The organism is Acinetobacter sp. CIP 101934 (assembly GCF_000369585.1).
Lineage (GTDB): Bacteria > Pseudomonadota > Gammaproteobacteria > Pseudomonadales > Moraxellaceae > Acinetobacter > Acinetobacter schindleri.
This window is the reverse complement of sequence record NZ_KB850094.1, coordinates 2,775,276-2,793,248: the sequence shown is the minus strand read 5'-3', so window position 1 is coordinate 2,793,248 and position 17,973 is coordinate 2,775,276. Positions and strand designations below refer to the sequence as shown.

16 protein-coding genes and 4 tRNA genes are annotated in these 17,973 nt (G+C 44.3%); 12 read left to right on the top strand and 8 right to left on the bottom strand.

The window, feature by feature from the left end; all coding sequences use genetic code 11:
• The first annotated feature begins 136 nt into the window (after window positions 1-136).
• The 5 genes from F899_RS13530 (at window position 137) to F899_RS13510 (ending at window position 5,371) form a co-directional block, all read left to right on the top strand.
• Window positions 137-394 (top strand): FAD assembly factor SdhE, encoded by a 258-nt coding sequence (locus F899_RS13530; RefSeq protein WP_008302635.1) that lies wholly within the window; start codon window positions 137-139, stop codon window positions 392-394.
• Complete coding sequence (locus F899_RS13525; protein ID WP_004809771.1) at window positions 387-773, top strand: hypothetical protein; 387 nt, start codon at window positions 387-389, stop codon at window positions 771-773. The genes F899_RS13530 and F899_RS13525 overlap by 8 nt, the downstream gene beginning before the upstream one ends.
• 547 nt (window positions 774-1,320) lie before the next feature.
• A complete protein-coding gene (locus tag F899_RS13520) occupies window positions 1,321-2,361 on the top strand; it encodes a hypothetical protein (RefSeq protein ID WP_004809769.1) in 1,041 nt (346 codons plus the stop codon).
• A gap of 59 nt (window positions 2,362-2,420) precedes the next feature.
• The gene (gene rrtA, locus F899_RS13515; RefSeq protein ID WP_004809768.1) at window positions 2,421-2,999 is read left to right on the top strand and encodes a rhombosortase; all 579 of its coding nucleotides are present in this window, start codon (window positions 2,421-2,423) and stop codon (window positions 2,997-2,999) included.
• Window positions 3,000-3,175: 176 nt separating this feature from the next.
• On the top strand, window positions 3,176-5,371 hold the full coding sequence (locus tag F899_RS13510) for a TRAP transporter large permease subunit (RefSeq protein WP_004809766.1): 2,196 nt from the start codon (window positions 3,176-3,178) through the stop codon (window positions 5,369-5,371).
• Window positions 5,372-5,418: 47 nt separating this feature from the next.
• Here the strand turns inward: F899_RS13510 and F899_RS13505 are convergent, their stop codons facing one another.
• The 6 genes from F899_RS13505 to rnr all read right to left on the bottom strand — a co-directional run bounded on the left by F899_RS13505 (window position 5,419) and on the right by rnr (window position 12,292).
• Window positions 5,419-6,306, bottom strand: a complete 888-nt coding sequence (locus F899_RS13505; protein WP_005223335.1) for a DMT family transporter — start codon at window positions 6,304-6,306, stop codon at window positions 5,419-5,421.
• A gap of 57 nt (window positions 6,307-6,363) precedes the next feature.
• Entirely contained in the window at window positions 6,364-6,795 is a 432-nt protein-coding gene (locus tag F899_RS13500; RefSeq protein WP_004896113.1) for a hypothetical protein, read from the bottom strand.
• Between the two features lie 28 nt (window positions 6,796-6,823).
• Window positions 6,824-7,024: a YheV family putative zinc ribbon protein gene (locus tag F899_RS13495; protein ID WP_171058649.1), complete on the bottom strand. Its 201-nt coding sequence runs from the start codon at window positions 7,022-7,024 to the stop codon at window positions 6,824-6,826.
• A gap of 40 nt (window positions 7,025-7,064) precedes the next feature.
• The gene (locus F899_RS13490) at window positions 7,065-9,104 is read right to left on the bottom strand and encodes a M3 family metallopeptidase (RefSeq protein ID WP_004896108.1); all 2,040 of its coding nucleotides are present in this window, start codon (window positions 9,102-9,104) and stop codon (window positions 7,065-7,067) included.
• A gap of 74 nt (window positions 9,105-9,178) precedes the next feature.
• Window positions 9,179-9,766 (bottom strand): hypothetical protein, encoded by a 588-nt coding sequence (locus F899_RS13485; RefSeq protein WP_004896106.1) that lies wholly within the window; start codon window positions 9,764-9,766, stop codon window positions 9,179-9,181.
• A 78-nt stretch (window positions 9,767-9,844) separates the two neighbouring features.
• A complete protein-coding gene (rnr, locus tag F899_RS13480) occupies window positions 9,845-12,292 on the bottom strand; it encodes a ribonuclease R (RefSeq protein ID WP_004896105.1) in 2,448 nt (815 codons plus the stop codon).
• A gap of 262 nt (window positions 12,293-12,554) precedes the next feature.
• Here rnr and F899_RS13475 point away from each other — a divergent pair.
• The 4 genes from F899_RS13475 to F899_RS13460 all read left to right on the top strand — a co-directional run bounded on the left by F899_RS13475 (window position 12,555) and on the right by F899_RS13460 (window position 13,235).
• Window positions 12,555-12,644 (top strand) — tRNA-Ser (locus tag F899_RS13475).
• A gap of 16 nt (window positions 12,645-12,660) precedes the next feature.
• Window positions 12,661-12,737 (top strand) — tRNA-Arg (locus F899_RS13470).
• A gap of 48 nt (window positions 12,738-12,785) precedes the next feature.
• Window positions 12,786-12,862: transfer RNA gene (locus tag F899_RS13465), tRNA-Arg, on the top strand.
• A 296-nt stretch (window positions 12,863-13,158) separates the two neighbouring features.
• A tRNA-Arg gene (locus F899_RS13460) sits at window positions 13,159-13,235 on the top strand.
• A 102-nt stretch (window positions 13,236-13,337) separates the two neighbouring features.
• On the opposite strand, the gene F899_RS13455 is transcribed toward F899_RS13460, so the two are convergent.
• A complete protein-coding gene (locus F899_RS13455; protein WP_004896103.1) occupies window positions 13,338-14,639 on the bottom strand; it encodes a hypothetical protein in 1,302 nt (433 codons plus the stop codon).
• A gap of 171 nt (window positions 14,640-14,810) precedes the next feature.
• Here F899_RS13455 and F899_RS13450 point away from each other — a divergent pair, with 171 nt between their 5' ends.
• Together F899_RS13450 and F899_RS13445 are read left to right on the top strand one after the other, a co-directional pair.
• Entirely contained in the window at window positions 14,811-15,308 is a 498-nt protein-coding gene (locus tag F899_RS13450) for a YcxB family protein (protein WP_004809751.1), read from the top strand.
• Between the two features lie 31 nt (window positions 15,309-15,339).
• On the top strand, window positions 15,340-15,981 hold the full coding sequence (locus F899_RS13445; protein WP_004896100.1) for a fumarylacetoacetate hydrolase family protein: 642 nt from the start codon (window positions 15,340-15,342) through the stop codon (window positions 15,979-15,981).
• Window positions 15,982-16,040: 59 nt separating this feature from the next.
• On the opposite strand, the gene F899_RS13440 is transcribed toward F899_RS13445, so the two are convergent.
• Complete coding sequence (locus F899_RS13440; protein WP_004896099.1) at window positions 16,041-16,841, bottom strand: AraC family transcriptional regulator; 801 nt, start codon at window positions 16,839-16,841, stop codon at window positions 16,041-16,043.
• Window positions 16,842-16,947: 106 nt separating this feature from the next.
• Here F899_RS13440 and F899_RS13435 point away from each other — a divergent pair, with 106 nt between their 5' ends.
• The gene (locus F899_RS13435; RefSeq protein ID WP_034434287.1) at window positions 16,948-17,874 is read left to right on the top strand and encodes a DMT family transporter; all 927 of its coding nucleotides are present in this window, start codon (window positions 16,948-16,950) and stop codon (window positions 17,872-17,874) included.
• Window positions 17,875-17,973 lie beyond the last annotated feature (99 nt).

Genomic DNA, 17,973 nt, shown 5'->3' with positions numbered 1-17,973 from the left:
AAGGGCAGGGTCTATCTGGGGACAATGTGCGAAATGTACAAAATACAGATAATGCTGATGCTTTCCGCCAATTCCCTCGAAAATTACTTGGCGCTTAGGTAAACTACTCATGTTTTTAACACGTTGGGGAAATATGATGACTGAAGACATCAGCCTGGAAGAGCGTAAAGTGATTTACCGCGCACGTCGTGGTCTTAAAGAGTTGGATGTGTATTTTGATCCCTATGTCAAAAACTGCTATTTGACAGCAGACCCATTTGAAAAAGAAATGTTTGCTGAACTCGTAGCGCAAGAAGACCCGGACCTGCTGGACTGGTTTATGGAAGTATCCGAACCGCCACGTCCTGAATTACGTGAGTTTATTAACAAGCTTAAACACTACGTTCATGGATAATCGTTGTTATCAGCTGAAACGCAGCCTGCTTGCACTTGCGTTTCAGTTTTTCATTTTTATTGTGTTGATGTTTGTGATGTACCAGTTATTGCCCTTATGGCTATGGGGAATCTGTCTGGTTGCAGGACTGATCATCTATCATCTGTTTTATCGCAAGCGTCCGCAGATCGCCCAGTTTGAATATCTGGATGGTCGGGAATGGAGCATTACCCATCATGATCAGCGCATACAGCGTGCCCAGATCAGTCATGTGATTGATCACCAAGCTTATCTGGTGGTGTATTTTCAGCATGCCAAAGTACCGCCATTGCTGATCTGGTGTGACCAGTTACCAACACAACAATGGAAGTCATTGAAAGTCCTTACGAAAATGATCTGATTGCCAGACAATCGGTATTTTCATCAAAATTAAAATTAAAATTAAAATTATATATTTTTCAAATTCTTATCTTTATATACTGATCCTTTGTCAGACAATTCACATAATTCTTTGGAAAATATTTGAATTGTCTGACAATTTTCTTAATTGCTTTTATTTTAAACAGGTACATTTGAATCACCGAAGTCAACAGAGGAGATTAATATGGAATTTCCAACGTGGATATTTCCAGTAATCGCGGTAATTCTGGCACTGGTCATTGGACGACTCGGCACTATAGTTAGGGAACAAATTTCAACTCAATCACATTAATAAGCTAAAACGATAAGTTAAAGCTTTCCCAGTTAATAAGTAGCATGTGCTGAACCGTCGCAATGCTACTTTTTTTTGCCCAAAATTCAGTATTTCTTTCGATCAAGTCAATTGCAGAACCGGTAATCAATGGCAAAGTGACTCATCTAATTTAGAGTAAATACTCTTTAATTCATATAGTTCATCTGCTATGTTTAGCAGCATGGACATAATCACAATTATAGAGGACAGGAAAATGTCAAAAGTCCAACAAATATGCCAGGGTATGGCGGCCATAGTAATAACAACAACGGCTTTAACAGGTTGCTCACAGGTGGTTAAAACGGGTGCCAATGTGGCGCTGGGTTTCACTGAAAAACATATAGTGCCACCAATTCTGGCGATGGATGATGCAGAAATGGTGTGTAATTCAGGCAATGCCTTAACACCAGCGATCATGTCAACCAAGGAGATGGGGGCAGATCCAACCCGTGTTGCCGTACTGATGTACTCTGCAGCCGGTATTTGTGCGGAGCAGAAAGCGCTAGATGCCGAACTACGCTATATGCGTGCATCTAAAGCCAATCAGGTTACTGAGGCGCAGGATGCTCGCGTAGAGCAGAAACGTTGGGCAGCATTGGCTGCACAGCGTCAATATAACGGTTACCAGATGTTCCAGAAGCGTTACGAGAAAAAATATAATGTCGCGCTGGGTGAGAGTTGCCCAACCTTGAAGGGTGATACAGAACAGACTGTCTATCTGCTGGGCATGCTCAGTGGCCTACAAGCCATGACCAATGATATTAACTCGGGTGGAGCGGTGCAGGTACCGAAGGACATCGCTGCTGTGGTAGAACGCGGGATGACCTGTCTGAACAATGAAAAATTCTGGGGTGCACCAAATGCTACACGTGCCGTGATCTGGACCTTGTTGCCAGGCGCAGGTGATGGCAAGCCGGATCCATATCAGACCTTGAAACAGTCGACCCAGATTGGTGAACAGAAAGGTGTACGTTTATCACATGCACTTTATGCTGTAGCTGCTCAGGCATCAGGTGATGATGCCAAGTTGCGTGATGCGCTGAAAACTTTTGCACAGGCACGTTCTGATGAAAAACCGGTCAATCCACAATTCAAGCTGATCGACAGTATGGCTTCGATTATGGTGGGTGGCATTGCAGACCGTTACTGGACCGAGCATACCGGCGTTCGCACTGGAGACGATGGCATGCAACGTTTCTGGGATGAAGCGGATACAGCATCTGACCTTGATGATCTGTTTAATGCGGATTCCTGATCCAGTCAGGTCCGTACGTTAAGGCGGACCTAAATTGACATACGTTAAGGGACTAAGCGATGCAGATGCATGATCACTATCTTCGTAACAAGATTGTCTTTCTGGCAGTCTTTGTTGCTTTCTGCGCATGGCTGCAGATTTTTAAAGATAATTTTATCTTTTGGCAAGCTAGCCTGATAAGTGAGCCCTGGCGGCTGTGGACGGCACATTGGGTGCACGTTGGCTGGACACACTATTTCCTGAATATGCTGGCCTTTATCTGCTTGCCCTTTATCTTTCCACGTGTTTCGGTGTGGAACTTCGTCAGTATTCTACTGGTCTTGCCTCCGCTGATCAGTCTTAGCTTTTATTATTTCCTGCCAGATATCGAGGCTTATGCTGGACTGTCGGGTGTCTTGCATGGTGCGTATGCCGCCGTGGCCTGTGTGCATCTGTTGTATAAGAAAGAACGCAGTTTTGCAGCTTTGGTATTGTTTCTGATTTTTGCCAAGCTGGTCTGGGAAAATACCATCGGCAGTGAGGGCACGGCCCAATTGATTGGTAGTCCGGTACTGGTTGAAGCGCATTTGCTGGGGGTGATCTGGGGGATTGTAGTGGCCAATCTATATATCATTGGTAATTACTGGCTGGATCAATGATGCAGTTGGCATAAATAACAAAAAAGAAAATGCAAATTGTCATTTTCATTTCGCACAGTCTGGTGCAGAGTCAGAAGCATAATAATCAGATTGGTCTGTAAATCGGACTTACAAGACAAAGGGAAAGTGAAGCCAAGTATGGTGGACATTCCCAGAGAATAACAATAGGAATACACATGCAAAATGATGCTGAAAACAGATCGGGACTAGGTCTGTTGCGTTATATCTGGACAGAATGGATCTCGACATTTGTCGTACTGGTCTTGCTGTTACTGACTCTTGTCATTGGTACGGGTGAAATGATCCATGGGCAATTGCTGCGCATGGGTGAACGGCTTTATGGCGACCCAGCTACGGGGATGCAGTATTCATTCCTACGTGCTGAACCAACCCGACCGCAATGTGAACGGAACATCGATGTCGATAGCCGTGTCCAACAGCAGATGAAAGCTGATGCTGCCGATGAATATGCCGATTTTTTTGGCGTGCGTTCCGAGGCGGATGTACGTGCAGCAGTCATGCAGGCGCAACAGGTTTGTGAAGAGTCTCATGCTTTTTATACCCAAGCCATAAATCATATCAATGCTCATCCGAGTATTCGTGCTTACCGTAGCTTTGAAACCAGTTTCTTTGGTCTGTTCAAGTTTGGTGTGGAAAACCGTGCATTGCTGCTGGTGATTATGGTGGTATTTGCTGCCATCAGTGCGACCTTGAAAACCCATCATATTGGCCTGCGCAGCCCAGCCACCAAAATTGATTTCCGGGTCTATACACTGGCTATGCTCGTCGCTAATGCCTTCCTGGCATTCTCATCTTATAGCCAGTATCAGTCAGTACTGAACTCTGGCGTGGCCATGGGAGAGATGAAATACATCTACTGGCTGTGGATGATTCTGTTTAGCACCTTAACCCTGATCAGCTTGTTCCAGGTGATTAAGTTGCCGAAGCCTACCCGTGAAGGCGGCAGTTTTGGTCTGGCTTTCCTGAGCGTACCGCTGTATGCCTATATGGCCATCAGTACCGGGATTAACTTTACCTTCTTCATGGATTATCCAATGGGGCAAGGGATTTATCTAGGTCAGCTGGTCGAGTTCTCTAGCATCTTCCTGAACCTGGCGCTGTTTATCTGGGCCGGCATGTTGCTGAAACAGACCCGTGTCGTGGATATGTTCCTGAATATTCTGCGTCCATGGAATCTGGCACCGGAAACCCTGACCTGGTTAATCCTGTTGGCAGCTGCATTGCCAACCGCTTATACCGGGGCATCAGGGATCTTCGTGATTGCTGCTGGTGCGATTATCTATAAGGAAGTCTGGAATGCCGGTGGTCGCCGTCAGTTTGCCTTGGCAGCTACTGCCATGTCGGGTTCTCTGGGTGTCGTATTACGTCCATGTCTATTAATTGTGGTTGTAGCCTCATTAAATAAAGAAGTAACGACAGACTTGCTGTATCACTACGGTGTGTATGTATTCTTACTAAGTTCGACCCTGTTCCTGGTAATTTCACTGTTTTTTGCTGAAAGCAAGTTCCGTATTGCCCCAGCAGGCGTAGCAGCACCACAATCAGGTCGTGCCTTCCTGGCTGTGATTCCATACATCGTGATCTTTGTACTGATCTGGATGTTTTACAAATATGCATTGTCGACCAATCTGAACGAGTTCACTGCACCAGTGATGATGCCAGTCATCCTGTTAATGATTGTACTGTATGACAAACTGCGCCATCAGCCTGCACCAATACCACCAGTAGGACATTGGGATGAAAGTCTCAATATGAATCTGAATGGAATTGGTGGTACAGCGGCACAGCCTGAATCGTCACCTGGTTCATCCTTACGTCAGTTCGGTTTCTGGAAATCCATGCATATCTCCAGCAGCGAAACGGTCGGGCATATCGGTGCACTGGTCATTTTGATGGCTTTGTCTGTCAGCGTTGGCGGTTTGCTGGAACGTCTGGAAATCATGGAAGCTTTTCCGACAGATATAAACAGCACGATTCTGGTCATTACCATGATTGTTGGTTTGATGATCTTTGTGGGCATGATCATGGATCCGTTCGGCGCCGTGATTCTGATTTCCGCAACGGTAGCACCCGTAGCGTACCAATATGGTATTCATCCGGTACATTTCTGGATGATCACCCTGATTGGCTTTGAACTAGGGTATGTGACGCCACCAGTAGCACTGAATCATCTGCTGGCCCGGCAGTCGATTGGCGATGCTGAAGTGGCAGAAGCAGATGCAGAGGTACGACATTTGTCCTTCTATTACCGCTATGAGCGTTGGATTCTACCAGTAATTGTATTACTGCCAGCAATGCTGATCATTGCCTATGTACCCTACCTATTCAAGCTGTTCGGCTGGTATCACTAACACCGGATATTAAAAAAGCACCTACGGGTGCTTTTTTATTGCTGCCTTTAAGAGGACGGATGATTTCGTTTAAAGTGGTTTTGTAATAGGGGGCTACACAGTAAAATGGCTGAGAAAATCAGAGCCAGTCCAAGCAGGCTCATAAGATCGGGGATTTCTTTCCAGAAGATATAGCCCCAAATTCCGGCAAAGATGATCGCCACATAGTTGACAGGTCCGATCTGTCCGGCAGGTGCCAGCTTGTAGGCATTGGACATCAGGATCTGGCTAATATTAGCCAAAACGCCTGCTGCAATCAGATAAGCTAGTTCAGTTAGATGATAAGGGCGCCAGTGCCAGAACATCGGAATCACTGAAACCAGTGTGCCAATAAAGCAAAAATAGAACACGATCCGTTCTGGTGGTTCAGTATCTGTCAGCGCACGTACAGTGACAAAAGCCATAGCCGCTAAAAAGCTGGCACCGAGTCCAATCACTGACATGAGATTAAACAGCCCCGAATCTGGCTTTGTTACACACAAGACACCAATAAATCCGATAGCAGCGGCAAGCAGCATCGCTTTGATGATCTTTTCTTTTAAAAATAGCCAGGCAATGAAGGGAATGAAAATTGGAGAGGAATAGGTAAACACCATGGCATTAGACAGCTTGAGATGGGCAATGGCATAGAAGAAACCATACATTGCCATTAAACCCACCACAGAACGCCAGACATGCATCCATAACTTTTCAGTTTTAAAGAAACCAATACCTTTACTGAGCAGCAAAGGTAGGAATAACAACATACCCACCGCATTACGGAAAAATACGACAGTCGCGTTATCAACCGTATGTGAAGCATAACGAATACACACTCCCATCATAGAGAACAGCAAAGCCGAGCAGGTGAGCAAAAGGATGGCTTTAATCAGATCAGAAGGGAGTGCGCTGGGCATAAGAAAAAGCATCGTTAGAAGATTGTGAAATATTCTAGCGAACTATTTGATCAAAAATTATGATTTTTCTCCAAGTTGGGCTTCCAGCAGCTTGATCTGTTCTTCCTTCAGCCTGATCAGTTCATCGGCATCTTTGTGCTGAGCATCTAGCATGATTTTTTGCTCATCTAGCTGTGACTGGATATCTTCCAGACGGGAGATTTCCTCTTTGGCCAGTGCAGGGTTTTCAGGTACTGGAGCTTTAATGAGCTCGTCCTGTACCAATCGATTGGCAAGATTTGCTTCTGTTTCAATTGGAGCTACTTGAGCCGTTGCCTCAGTCTTAATAGGCTCTCGAGCAGGAGTAACTGTTACAGTTTCCTGTTCAGGTATTTCCTGAGATGAAGATGCACTGAACCACTGATAAGCAAATACCAGAATCACGACAGTAACTAAAGCCCCAATAATCCCCACTAAAAGTTTAGAACTATGCCTTTGCTCTACACTCATATGTTCAACCTTATTTATTTTTCTATACTTAACGCGGTTTAAACTGAATCACACCCACTTCATCAGGTACAGCAGGAGCTTCAGGTTGCTCAACGTGGGTTGGACGGTTTTCCTCATAGCCACATTCAATACACTCAATCCATTCATTCTCGCCGGAGGTCAGCATGACAATCCGATCCATCGCCTGACATTTCGGACATTTAGCACCTGCAATGAAACGACGTTTGATGGTCATCATACTCACCTGTTGATTAATTTAAACCGTTAGTTTAAGCATTTTTTAATGTATTCGTCCAACCTTGATGACGTAGTAGAGCATCAATTTTTGGCTCACGGCCTCGGAAGTTCACAAATGCCTCCAGTGCAGTGTCTTTTCCACCAACTGCTAGAATGTTCTTGCGGAAAGCGTGACCCGTGTCCGTATTGAAAATGCCTTCTGTTTCAAAACGGTCAAAGGCATCACTGGCCAATACTTCTGCCCATTTGTAAGAATAATATCCGGCAGCATAGCCACCTGCAAAGATATGGCTAAAGCTATGCTGGAAACGGTTATACGGTGTCGTTGGCAACACGGCATATTTGTCTCGGATCTCACTCAGGGTCGCCTGAACCTGTTCAGCATTCAGCGCTGGATTGGCACGGTGAATGGTCAGATCGAACAGGGCAAACTCGAATTGACGCAATGTTTGCATGCCTGACTGGAAGAAGCGGGCATCTAGCAGGGCTTTCAGCAGATCTGCTGGTAGGACTTCTTTGGTTTCTATATGCTCGCTGAGCAAATTTAGACTGTCCTGATCCCAGGCCCAGAATTCCATGAACTGACTTGGTAACTCAACTGCATCCCAAGCCACACCATGTGTACCGGCAACAGAGATATTGTCTACTTCAGTCAGCATATGATGCAGACCATGACCAAATTCATGGAACAGGGTAATCACTTCATCATGGCTTAGCAGGGCGGGTTTGTCGCCGACCGGTGGGGTAAAGTTGCCGACCATATAACAGATGGGCTTTTGTAAGCCGTCATGGGTACGCATGCGAGAGCGGAAACCACTCATCCAGGCACCACCACGTTTACCTTGACGGGCATACAGGTCAAAGTAGAAACCACCGATGACTTCACCCTGATCTTCCAGTTCAAAATAATGTGCATCCGGATGCCAAAGCGGAGCTTCACGTTCGATGACCTGAATGCCATACAGACGGTTCACAATGCTGAATAGACCTTGAATTACTTTTGGGGTCGGAAAATAAGGTTTCAGTGCTTCCTGTGACAGGTTGAACTGCTGCATTTTCAGCTTTTCAGAATAATAACTGCTGTCCCAAGGTTGCAGCTCGGTAATACCATCTTCTGCTGCAATTGCTTTCAGCTCGGCAATCTCTTTTTCAGCAGGCGCACGCGCATGCTCAGCCAGATCACGTAAAAACTCATCTACGGCGTCAACACTTGGTGCCATTTTGCTGGCCAGTGAATATTCAGCATAGTTGTTAAAGCCGAGGAGCACAGCCATTTCCTGACGCAGATTCAGGATTTCTTCCATCACAGCTGTATTGTCAAATTCAGACTTGTCGGACTGATCTGATGCACGTGTGGTATAGGCCTTATAGATTTCCTCACGCAGACTGCGGTTTTCTGAATGGGTCATAATGGCTAAATAGGATGGGAAATCCAGGGTGGCTACGGGCTGATCCAATTTATGCTGTTGGCCATACTGTTTGAGCAGTCCAATATTGTTTGCCGATAAGCCTGCCAGTTCATCCTCATTTAATGGTCTGAAGTAGGCTTGAGTCGCATCCAATACATGATTGGAAAAATCTGAAGATAGCTGAGATAAACGTGCGGAAATTTCTGCATAACGTTTTTTCGCTTCACCTTCTAAAGCGACACCTGAAAGTTTGAAGTCTCGTAGTGCAAGTTTAATCGCGCTTTGCTGTGCTGCAGGCAGGTCAGTAAATACCGGTGCATCATGCACATGCTGATAAGTTTGATAAAGCGCCGTATGTTGACCAAGCGCGGTGTAGTATTCACTTAAAGCAGGGAGTAAAGACTGATAAACTTCGCGAGTTTCAGCATTGTTCATCACGGCATTCAGGTGCGAAAGTACGCCCCATACTTCACTCATGTTATTTTCAAGGGTATCGACGTGTTCGAGTACCTGTAGCTGTGCTTGTACAGATTCAGGTACAGCGGTTAATTCTTTTAAAAATGCCTGACCTTGGGCAATGCTCTGTTCAATCTTTTGTTTTAGGTCTGCAAGGGTAATTTGGTCAAATTCTGGAACAGGCAAGGTTGCCTTTTCTAATGTCATGTCGGTCTGCCGATTTATTTCCTGTGTTATTTGTAGAAGTAAGGCTTCTAGAAGGATAAATCAAGCCTTGGGTGCTATTTATTCTGTGTTGCTTTGACAATTTGGATGGATTCGATCTTTTTGATGTAAGTCCCAAATTGCCCTTGGATGACGGACAGCTTTATCTGTAAAACCTGATTTTTATAGTGTTCATATTCATTTGAACTGAGTCGAAAAATACCAGATCCATCATACGCTGTATCCAAAAAATAGCTGACGCCATGTTTATATGTCTGCTCTTTCACTGCACTTGTCTCAACGGTCACGACACTAGGTGTACCAAAAACAAGGGTATGCAGTAGAGGGGGATAAAACACCAGATTCAAATAACAAATCAAAATTGCAAAAAGAGGCAGTAGCAGTAAGAAATAGAATTTCGGTTTTTTCTTTGCATTTTTCCATGTGCGGGGAATGACCCATTCACCCTGTCGATGGAGCATATAAAAGTAGATCAAAATCACCAAATACATAACGATTGCTAAAATGAAAGCACATATTTTGACGTGATCCGTTGGGGTGAAATCTAAGCTAAAGATGGCAAAAAGCGCTGAGATCGTCAGCAAGAAAAATGCGAACAAGACATAGTTGTGATAATCATATTTCGAGATCTTTTGCGGATTCATTGTTTTTAAGTAGCTTATTTTTATATGGATATATTAAAACAAAAAGAGCGCCGTAGCGCTCTTTTTATTTAGCAAAAATCATTCACCCTTTGCTTTGGCATTGGATTTTTTCTTTTTCGCTTTGGCTTTTTTCTTTACCTTACCTTTATCCTTTGTTTCAGGCTTTCCTGCAGATTTTTTAGCAGGCTTTTTGCTGTAGGAACTGGGTTTTCCTTTGTCTTTTTTGCGTCGTATGGGTTGTTCTCCATCTGCATTATCTTTGGCTTTGGACTCGCGTTCATGTTTGCCAAAGACTTGTTCAGTAGCTTCCGGACGGACTAAAGGCTTTTTCTCTGCGACACGTGGTGCACGGGCGCGGATTTGACGGCCAGCATGGGTTAACTGTTGTACCAGTTCAAAGTCAATCTTACGTTCTTCCAGATTCACCCCGGCAACCTTGATCTTGACTTCATCCCCCAGACCGAAGATTTGCCCACGGTTCTGACCGACCAGGCTTTGGCTGCTTTGATCAAAGATAAAGAAATCATCGCCGAGCTGGCTGACATGTACCATGCCATCTACATAGAGATCTTTCAGGGTAACAAACAGACCAAATTCTGCAGTCGCACTGATAATGCCAACAAATTCTTCACCCAGATGCTGCTGCATGTAGTGACATTTCAACCAGGTCGTTACAGAACGTGAAGCTTCATCAGCACGACGCTCAGTTGAAGAGAAATGCTCACCGGCATCATCCAGCGATGCACCCGAAATCGGATATGGTTTCTGCGCCAACTGTGCTTTAATCGCCCGATGTAACAACAGGTCAGGGTAGCGGCGGATCGGCGAAGTGAAATGCGTATAGGCATCATATGCCAGACCGAAGTGACCATCATTCTTCGCGCCATAGTAGGCCTGCATCATTGAGCGTAACAAGACTGCATGAATACTTGGGGCATCAATACGGTCTTTGGTCGCTTCAATCACTTCCTGATAATCTTTCTGGGTGGGCTGTTCCGGGAATTTCAGACCGAGTAGCTTGACGAAGTCACGCACTTTCTGAATACGGGAAAACTCTGGTGGCTGATGCACACGGTACAGCATTGGAATTTCATTTTTCAGCGCATACTCTGCCGCCGCCACGTTGGCGAGCAACATGCACTCTTCAATCAGCTTATGCGCATCATTACGGGTGCGTGGCAGAATTTCTTGAATACCACCCAGCTCATCGAAAGTCATATAGGTTTCGACAGTTTCGAATTCCATTGCATGACGATCCGCACGCAATTCTTTCAGCACCTGATACAGCTGGAACAGTGTATTCAGTGATTTGCGTACATCACGATCTTCAGTAATCGCGTTACTGTCACCCTCAAAATACTGTGCAACCTGGTTATAGGTCAGACGCGCTTTGGAATGCATCACAGAAGGGTAGAACTCAAAACTGGTCACACGGCCTGCACGTGACAGTTTTAAGTCGCAAACCATACAGAGACGGTCAACATTCGGGTTTAAGGAACATAAGCCATTGGAGAGTGCTTCAGGCAGCATCGGCAAGACATAATGCGGGAAGTAAACCGATGTACCGCGTTCTTGGGCTTCGTCATCCAGGGGCTTGCCAACACGGACATAATGGCTCACATCTGCAATTGCCACGACAACACGATAACCACCGCCAGGACGTTTCTCTGCATACACCGCATCATCGAAGTCGCGAGCATCTTCACCATCAATAGTGACTAAGGCCAGGTCACGCAGGTCGATACGACCTTCTCGATCCTTAGCATTTGGTTCTTTAAAACTTTCTGCTTCTTTGATGACTTCATCAGGGAATTCGTAAGGCAGACCATATTCCAGAATGGTTTGTGGAATGATGATTTCCGTATCTGCTTTATCTGCCATTGACTGGATAATATGCGCAGTCGCAAATTCTTCTTTGGTTGGATAGGTATCAATCGCAACACGAATCGAATCACCAACTTTGACCTGAGCATGTTCAATCAGTTCTTTTTCTAGGGTGATCGGCTGATGTGCATTCGGACTGGCAGGTTGTACGAAATATTCACCTTCATGCTGGCAGACTTTACCAATAACCTGTTTGACACGATGTTGTACCACTTCAGTAATAAAACCCCAGGCCTTACCTTTGCGGTCGACTGAAGTTTGGCGGACTTTAACGCGGTCACCATTAAAGACCTGGCGCAATTCACGCTCGGGCAGTAACAGATCATCCTGACCGGAAATATTGGCTGTACCCATGCCTTTAGAATTGATATATACCGTGGCTTCATATTCCGGTTGTTCAGTAGCAATCTGGAATTTATAACCATCTTTCATTAACTGGCCATCACGCACCATGGCAATCAGGCGGTGACTCAGGGCATCAATACTTTTTTGATCTGCAATTTCAAAATGTTCCACCAGGTCGGCATGCGACTGGGCATTATTCTTTTCTATGGTTTCTAAAATCAGCGTGCGACTTGGGATAGGGTTGTCATAACGTTCAGCTTCAGCTTTTGCTTCAGGATCGACCCAATTTTTCATCATGTCTTTAAATTTTCCTAGGAGATGGGATTAGCATAAGACATGTGCGCTCAGACTGCACGTAAATGATTGCAATAATCTGTTTAAGTTTCCGTTTTTCGGCGGATTTTCGACTATTGGATAGAAAGCGGAGCTTTTTCGCACAATAAGTGTATAAAAACAGATAAATTGTTTAAAAAGTATTTAATCGAGCAAAAAACTGCACTTTTTTTTAAAGCTTTGCTTGCAGTGCTATGCCGAAATTTGTATTATGGCGGCACGTTACGGTGAGATGGGTGAGTGGCTGAAACCACGTCCCTGCTAAGGACGCATACGGGTAACTGTATCGAGGGTTCGAATCCCTCTCTCACCGCCACGCTTACTTATGTCGCGCGCTCATAGCTCAGCTGGATAGAGCACTTGGCTACGAACTAAGGGGTCGGGAGTTCGAATCTCTCTGAGCGCACCAAGTAAGTTAAGCAGAAAAACGTATTGCCAACCTAGGCACACAAGTTACGCGCTCATAGCTCAGCTGGATAGAGCACTTGGCTACGAACTAAGGGGTCGGGAGTTCGAATCTCTCTGAGCGCACCAACTTGAACAATCAACCGCACATGTTGCGGTTTTTTTGTGCCTGAAATTTTCTGGAATTAGGCTCAAATGCCAGTGCTTAATTTTCACTATGCCGCTATGAATCTGATAGCTAAACTAGCTTAAGGTCGAAAGCTGATACGCTATTAATTGCTTTTAGGTATAAATCTACAGGAAAATTCACCGATAAAACCTGAATTTAACCATATCGTTTATTTACTGTACGTTCGGTTGGGTTTTTATTAAAAAAGACTTAACAAGTTTAGAAAAACATATATAATGCACCCCATCAAGACGTCGCGCTCATAGCTCAGCTGGATAGAGCACTTGGCTACGAACTAAGGGGTCGGGAGTTCGAATCTCTCTGAGCGCACCAATCTTGATAAGAATTCTCAAAAAAAACCGCACATTGATGCGGTTTTTTTACGTCTGTAGTTTTTGATTTATAGATATAAAAAAACAATAACTGCTTTTGAATTTACTTCAGCTTTTGCTGTACTTTAAGTGCATAGACCGTATTTGCTCCAACTGCTGGCAGAATATCGTGATAAGGCATACTGCGCATGGCACGTAATAAAAATGGGGCCTGATCATGAATCTTCATGCTGCTAGTCATTTGAAATAAAGTGCCATGAGCTTGTGGCAGCAGTTTCATTCCTGCCTTTACAAATTTTAAATCTCCGCCAATCGCATCAAACTGGCTTTGCAAAGGCGAGGGTTGTTGATAACGAAGCTTAAAATCGAATGGAATCTGGATCACTCCCAACCCAACCGATACCTTATAGTTGGCATCCATCTGCTGACGATTCACTGGATTGAGTTCCACTTTACGAATCTGTCGTGGGAATAATTGCTGACTGGCATCAACTGCAAGCCAGGGCTGCAGTTTCTGAACCGGTTGTGGATAATAATGAAAACTGCTACTAAAACGCATGTTTTCTGAGGTTTGACCATATTTGAGCTGACGTGCAGGCAGAATAAAGCTGACAGGCTGGGCAGACTGCTGACTCAGTTGAGTGATTTTCTGAATTTGCCCGGCATTAAAATGTACTTGCGGGATCTGGCTTGCAGATAATGGAATGCTCGACTGGGATTTAAAACGTTGCTGTAAAGCTTCAAGCAGGAACGCATTGGTACCAGCAGGAATACCCAGTTTAGCTTCAGGTAAGGCATTTAAAATTTTGCTAAACAGAAAGCCTTTCGGCTGATTTAAGTCGCCCCATTGCGTCACGGTGACCAAAGTTTTATTTGCTCCAAGTGCAAACCATTCCAGCCGTCCAGCACCATAAGGAATCGGGGCATCCACAATTAAAGTTTCAATACTGTTTTCTGACACATGATGCTGCATCACCACATTTTCCTTAAAATTCAGCACTGGAATGGGCGTAGGAATATGTACCTGATAACGCACCTGCTGGATATGTCCGCGGGACTCCAGAATCTGAGCAGACTTGAGCGCTGGAAACAGGCCGGCATAGCCCTGATAATTTAAAAGATGTTTTTTAACCTGAGCCTCAGGAATCGGTAATATCACCGCACTGCTATAAAATTGTACACTTTGAGCAGCTGTCTGCTTAAAGGTCGGAAGCTGTAAGGATTGTCGAGGATGTGCATAGATGAATAGTCGGTCACCGGTCAAATCCGCTAGCTGCTGTGGACTACCGGAAAAGACATCGATACTGCTCGGAAGTGCTGGCGTCCAGGGAATAATTTTCGCCCAGCTAAAAGGAATATAAGTTGTGCAGAGGCAAAGAAGCAGACACGATTTTAGTGATTTCATACAACGTCCTGTTGTGCATTTTATTATTCTGATAGTTGTGGATTAAAAACGATTTTTATAACGAGCGGAAGCAAAGATATGTAATTCATTTCCGAATACATTTTGCTAATGGGGATAGCAGTGAATTTGATATAGTATGAGCCAAGGATTTTTATATTTTGATGTGATGCTATGACTGAGTCAGCACCGACTTTATCGACCCGCTATTTTCTGACTTTAGAAGAATCTCAGGATGGATTTGCTTTGGCTACTTTTGGCAAAAAGCAGATCAGCCGATTTCTGACTCCTTTGGTGAGTGTCGGAATCATCATCTGGGGCTTTTCTATGGGCTTTGATGGGGTAGGGCGTTATTACGTGGCACTGGGTGCATTCTTTCTGCTTTTACAGGGCATCATGCGTTACTGGTTCCTGCCGATGATGTTCAAACGCCAGTTTGTAAAATACCAGTTCGGCAAGAGCGAGCAGGGTATTGACCTGTATCAGGACCATGCTGAAATCTTCCATAATGGCCGCAACAAGATCGTGCATTACAGTGAAGTGCAAAACTTTGCCAAAGGCAAGCTGACCTATATGCTGGAACTTAAAAATCGTACTGTGGTGATCGTACCTAAACGCGCCTTTGCCGATGCCACTGAACAAAGCATTTTCGAACGTACTTTCAAGAAATAATTTCAACATTTAAAAGGGAAAATAGTCAATCATGAGTACACGTCCATCCAAGATCGTTTGTGTCGGCCGCAGTTATGCAGATCATGCCAAAGAGCTGGGTAATGCCATTCCGGACCGACCGGTCCTGTTTATCAAGCCACCAAGTGCATTAGGCGATCTGGATGCAGGAATTGAATGGAATCGTGATCTGGGCAGCTGTCATTATGAATGTGAGCTGAGCCTGCGTATTGACCGTACCCTGAAAAATGAAACTGATCCTGCAAAAGCTTTAGAAGCAGTGGGTGCTGTGACTTTGGGTCTGGATCTGACTTTACGTGATTTGCAGGATGACCTTAAGAAAAAAGGCCAGCCATGGGAACGTGCCAAGGCTTATGATGGCGCTTGCCTGCTCTCTGACTGGGTGTCAGTTGAAGACGTAGTAAATGACTGGAAAGATGTACACTATACGCTGCATGTAAATGATGAACTGCGTCAGAAAGGCGATACTGCTTTACTGATCTTTGATGTGGGAACATTGCTGGCAGATATCAGTCAGGTATTTACCCTAGAAGAAGGGGATGTGGTAATGACTGGTACACCAGCGGGTGTAGCAGCATTGCACTCTGGTGAACAGCTGAAAATGACCTTAAAGGGTAAAAACCAGGAATATATCTGGACTACCTTTGTGAAATAAGCTGAATCTTACGTGGAAATAAGGGAGTCGAAAGGCTCCTTTATTTTTATTTAAAATTTTTAACTGGTTTGATGAATTTTCCTGAATTGATCAGGTGTATAGCCCATCCAGCGTTTAAACATTTGAATAAAAGCTGAGGCATTGGCATAGCCCAGATCAAAGGCAATATTTTCTACAGTTTTTTGCTGTTTCAGCATAGACATGGCTTTGATGACTTTCAGACGCTGCCGCCATTCATTGAGTGACATTCTCAGCTCCTTCTGGCAGTAGCGCGCCAAGGTGCGTTCAGTCAGGTTATGCATAGCTGCCAAATGCTGCAAGGTACTGTTATTCTCTGGATTTTGATGTAGGTAATCCAGAATTTGTCTGAGTTGAGGATGTTCAGTATGCGGCAAATAACTGCCAATCATCTGTGCCTGTTTAAGTTGATCAAGCAGTACGTGTAATAAACGTTGATGCTCTTCTGACCTTACATTAGTCGGATGTAATTTTAAATGCTGCAAGAGTGAAGTGACCAGAGGACTGGTTAATAAGATCCCCGGCTGATTTGGTAAACCTGTACATAAACTTTCATGAATATAAAAAGTTCCATGTGAAACATCGGTACGATTTAAACCACTATGTTGTAAGTTAGGTGGTAGCCATACACCGTAAGGCGGAGGGGTAATATAATCAATATGCCCAATTTTCACTTCCATGATGCCATTAAAAGCATAGATAAACTCTCCCCAGGCATGATCATGCAATGGATAGACTGACAGGGCCGGGTCTTCACGAAAATTAATCCACAGAGCTGCGTCAATATCATCATTGGTTCTAAGTTGCTTGATATCTTGAGCGACTGTTTTATTGCTTCTCACGTTAGATTGCCTGAATAATGCGATTATTTGTCTGTTTTAAAGTATATCTTTTATTTCTGACAGATTTATAGTGTGCATCTTTGATAGTGTGCGTAGAGTTGAAATTGTGGAGCAGCGTAAAGCGCTTGATGCGCAAGCCTCGTTAATCATGTTTGTCCTGTGTCTGTTATGGGGACTACAGCAGGTAGTGCTCAAGCTGGCAGCATCAGATATTTCAGCCTTGATGCAGATTGCATTACGTTCAGCCTTATCTGCATTAATGGTTTATCATTTGATTCAAGCAGATGTAAGGCGCCAGCTATGGAGTCGTAGCTATCTTCCGGCAGGTTTGCTGGTCGGGGTATTGTTCGCTTTAGAGTTTTACCTGGTCGCTGAAGCACTGCGTTATACCTCTGCTTCACATACCATCGTATTACTATATACCGCACCAATTTTTGTGGCATTGGGATTGCACTGGAAACTTCCTTCAGAACATTTATCTCCATTACAGTGGGGTGGAATTCTCGTTGCGTTTAGCGGGATCGTGGTGAGCTTCTTATTTCGTAGCCACACTGGTCAGGCTATGCAAGCCAGTATGCTTTGGGGAGATTTGTTGGCTTTAATGGCTGGTATATTTTGGGCTGCTACCACTGTGAGTGTTCGATTAACACGATTAGCTGAAGCTCCAGCAACACAAACTTTGTTCTATCAGCTCTTGATGGGCGGCATGCTGCTGTTACCACTTGCGTGGATAACAGGACAAGCAACGGTGAACTGGACAACCTTATCTATTTCTAGTCTGATTTTTCATACAGTGGTCATTTCTTTTGCCAGTTATCTGGTCTGGTTCTGGATGCTGAAAAAATATTTGGCTTCACGTCTGGGTGTATTTTCTTTTCTAACACCGGTTTTTGGTATGATTTTTGGAATTCTGTTACTGGATGAAGAAATTGAGATGAACTTTATTATCGGTACGATCATGGTCATGCTGGGTGTCGTGTTAGTAAGTTTGCAGGGATGGCTAAAGCCGAAAAATATAAAAGTAGTTCCTTAAAATATTGGTTATCGATAGTGTTTAAAAAAACGTGAATAACACAGTGAAAATTTTTACTGAAAAACTTACTTATATAATTCCCAATAAAAATCCTATCAT

Coding starts and splice junctions, on each gene's coding strand:
- F899_RS13520 (WP_004809769.1), top strand. CDS start 1,321: ATGTCAAAAGTCCAACAAATATGCCAGGGTATGGCGGCCATAGTAATA.
- F899_RS13485 (WP_004896106.1), bottom strand. CDS start 9,766: ATGAATCCGCAAAAGATCTCGAAATATGATTATCACAACTATGTCTTG.
- F899_RS13490 (WP_004896108.1), bottom strand. CDS start 9,104: ATGACATTAGAAAAGGCAACCTTGCCTGTTCCAGAATTTGACCAAATT.
- F899_RS13505 (WP_005223335.1), bottom strand. CDS start 6,306: ATGCCCAGCGCACTCCCTTCTGATCTGATTAAAGCCATCCTTTTGCTC.
- F899_RS13530 (WP_008302635.1), top strand. CDS start 137: ATGACTGAAGACATCAGCCTGGAAGAGCGTAAAGTGATTTACCGCGCA.
- rnr (WP_004896105.1), bottom strand. CDS start 12,292: ATGATGAAAAATTGGGTCGATCCTGAAGCAAAAGCTGAAGCTGAACGT.
- F899_RS13455 (WP_004896103.1), bottom strand. CDS start 14,639: ATGAAATCACTAAAATCGTGTCTGCTTCTTTGCCTCTGCACAACTTAT.
- F899_RS13525 (WP_004809771.1), top strand. CDS start 387: ATGGATAATCGTTGTTATCAGCTGAAACGCAGCCTGCTTGCACTTGCG.
- F899_RS13450 (WP_004809751.1), top strand. CDS start 14,811: ATGACTGAGTCAGCACCGACTTTATCGACCCGCTATTTTCTGACTTTA.
- F899_RS13500 (WP_004896113.1), bottom strand. CDS start 6,795: ATGAGTGTAGAGCAAAGGCATAGTTCTAAACTTTTAGTGGGGATTATT.
- F899_RS13445 (WP_004896100.1), top strand. CDS start 15,340: ATGAGTACACGTCCATCCAAGATCGTTTGTGTCGGCCGCAGTTATGCA.
- rrtA (WP_004809768.1), top strand. CDS start 2,421: ATGCAGATGCATGATCACTATCTTCGTAACAAGATTGTCTTTCTGGCA.
- F899_RS13510 (WP_004809766.1), top strand. CDS start 3,176: ATGCAAAATGATGCTGAAAACAGATCGGGACTAGGTCTGTTGCGTTAT.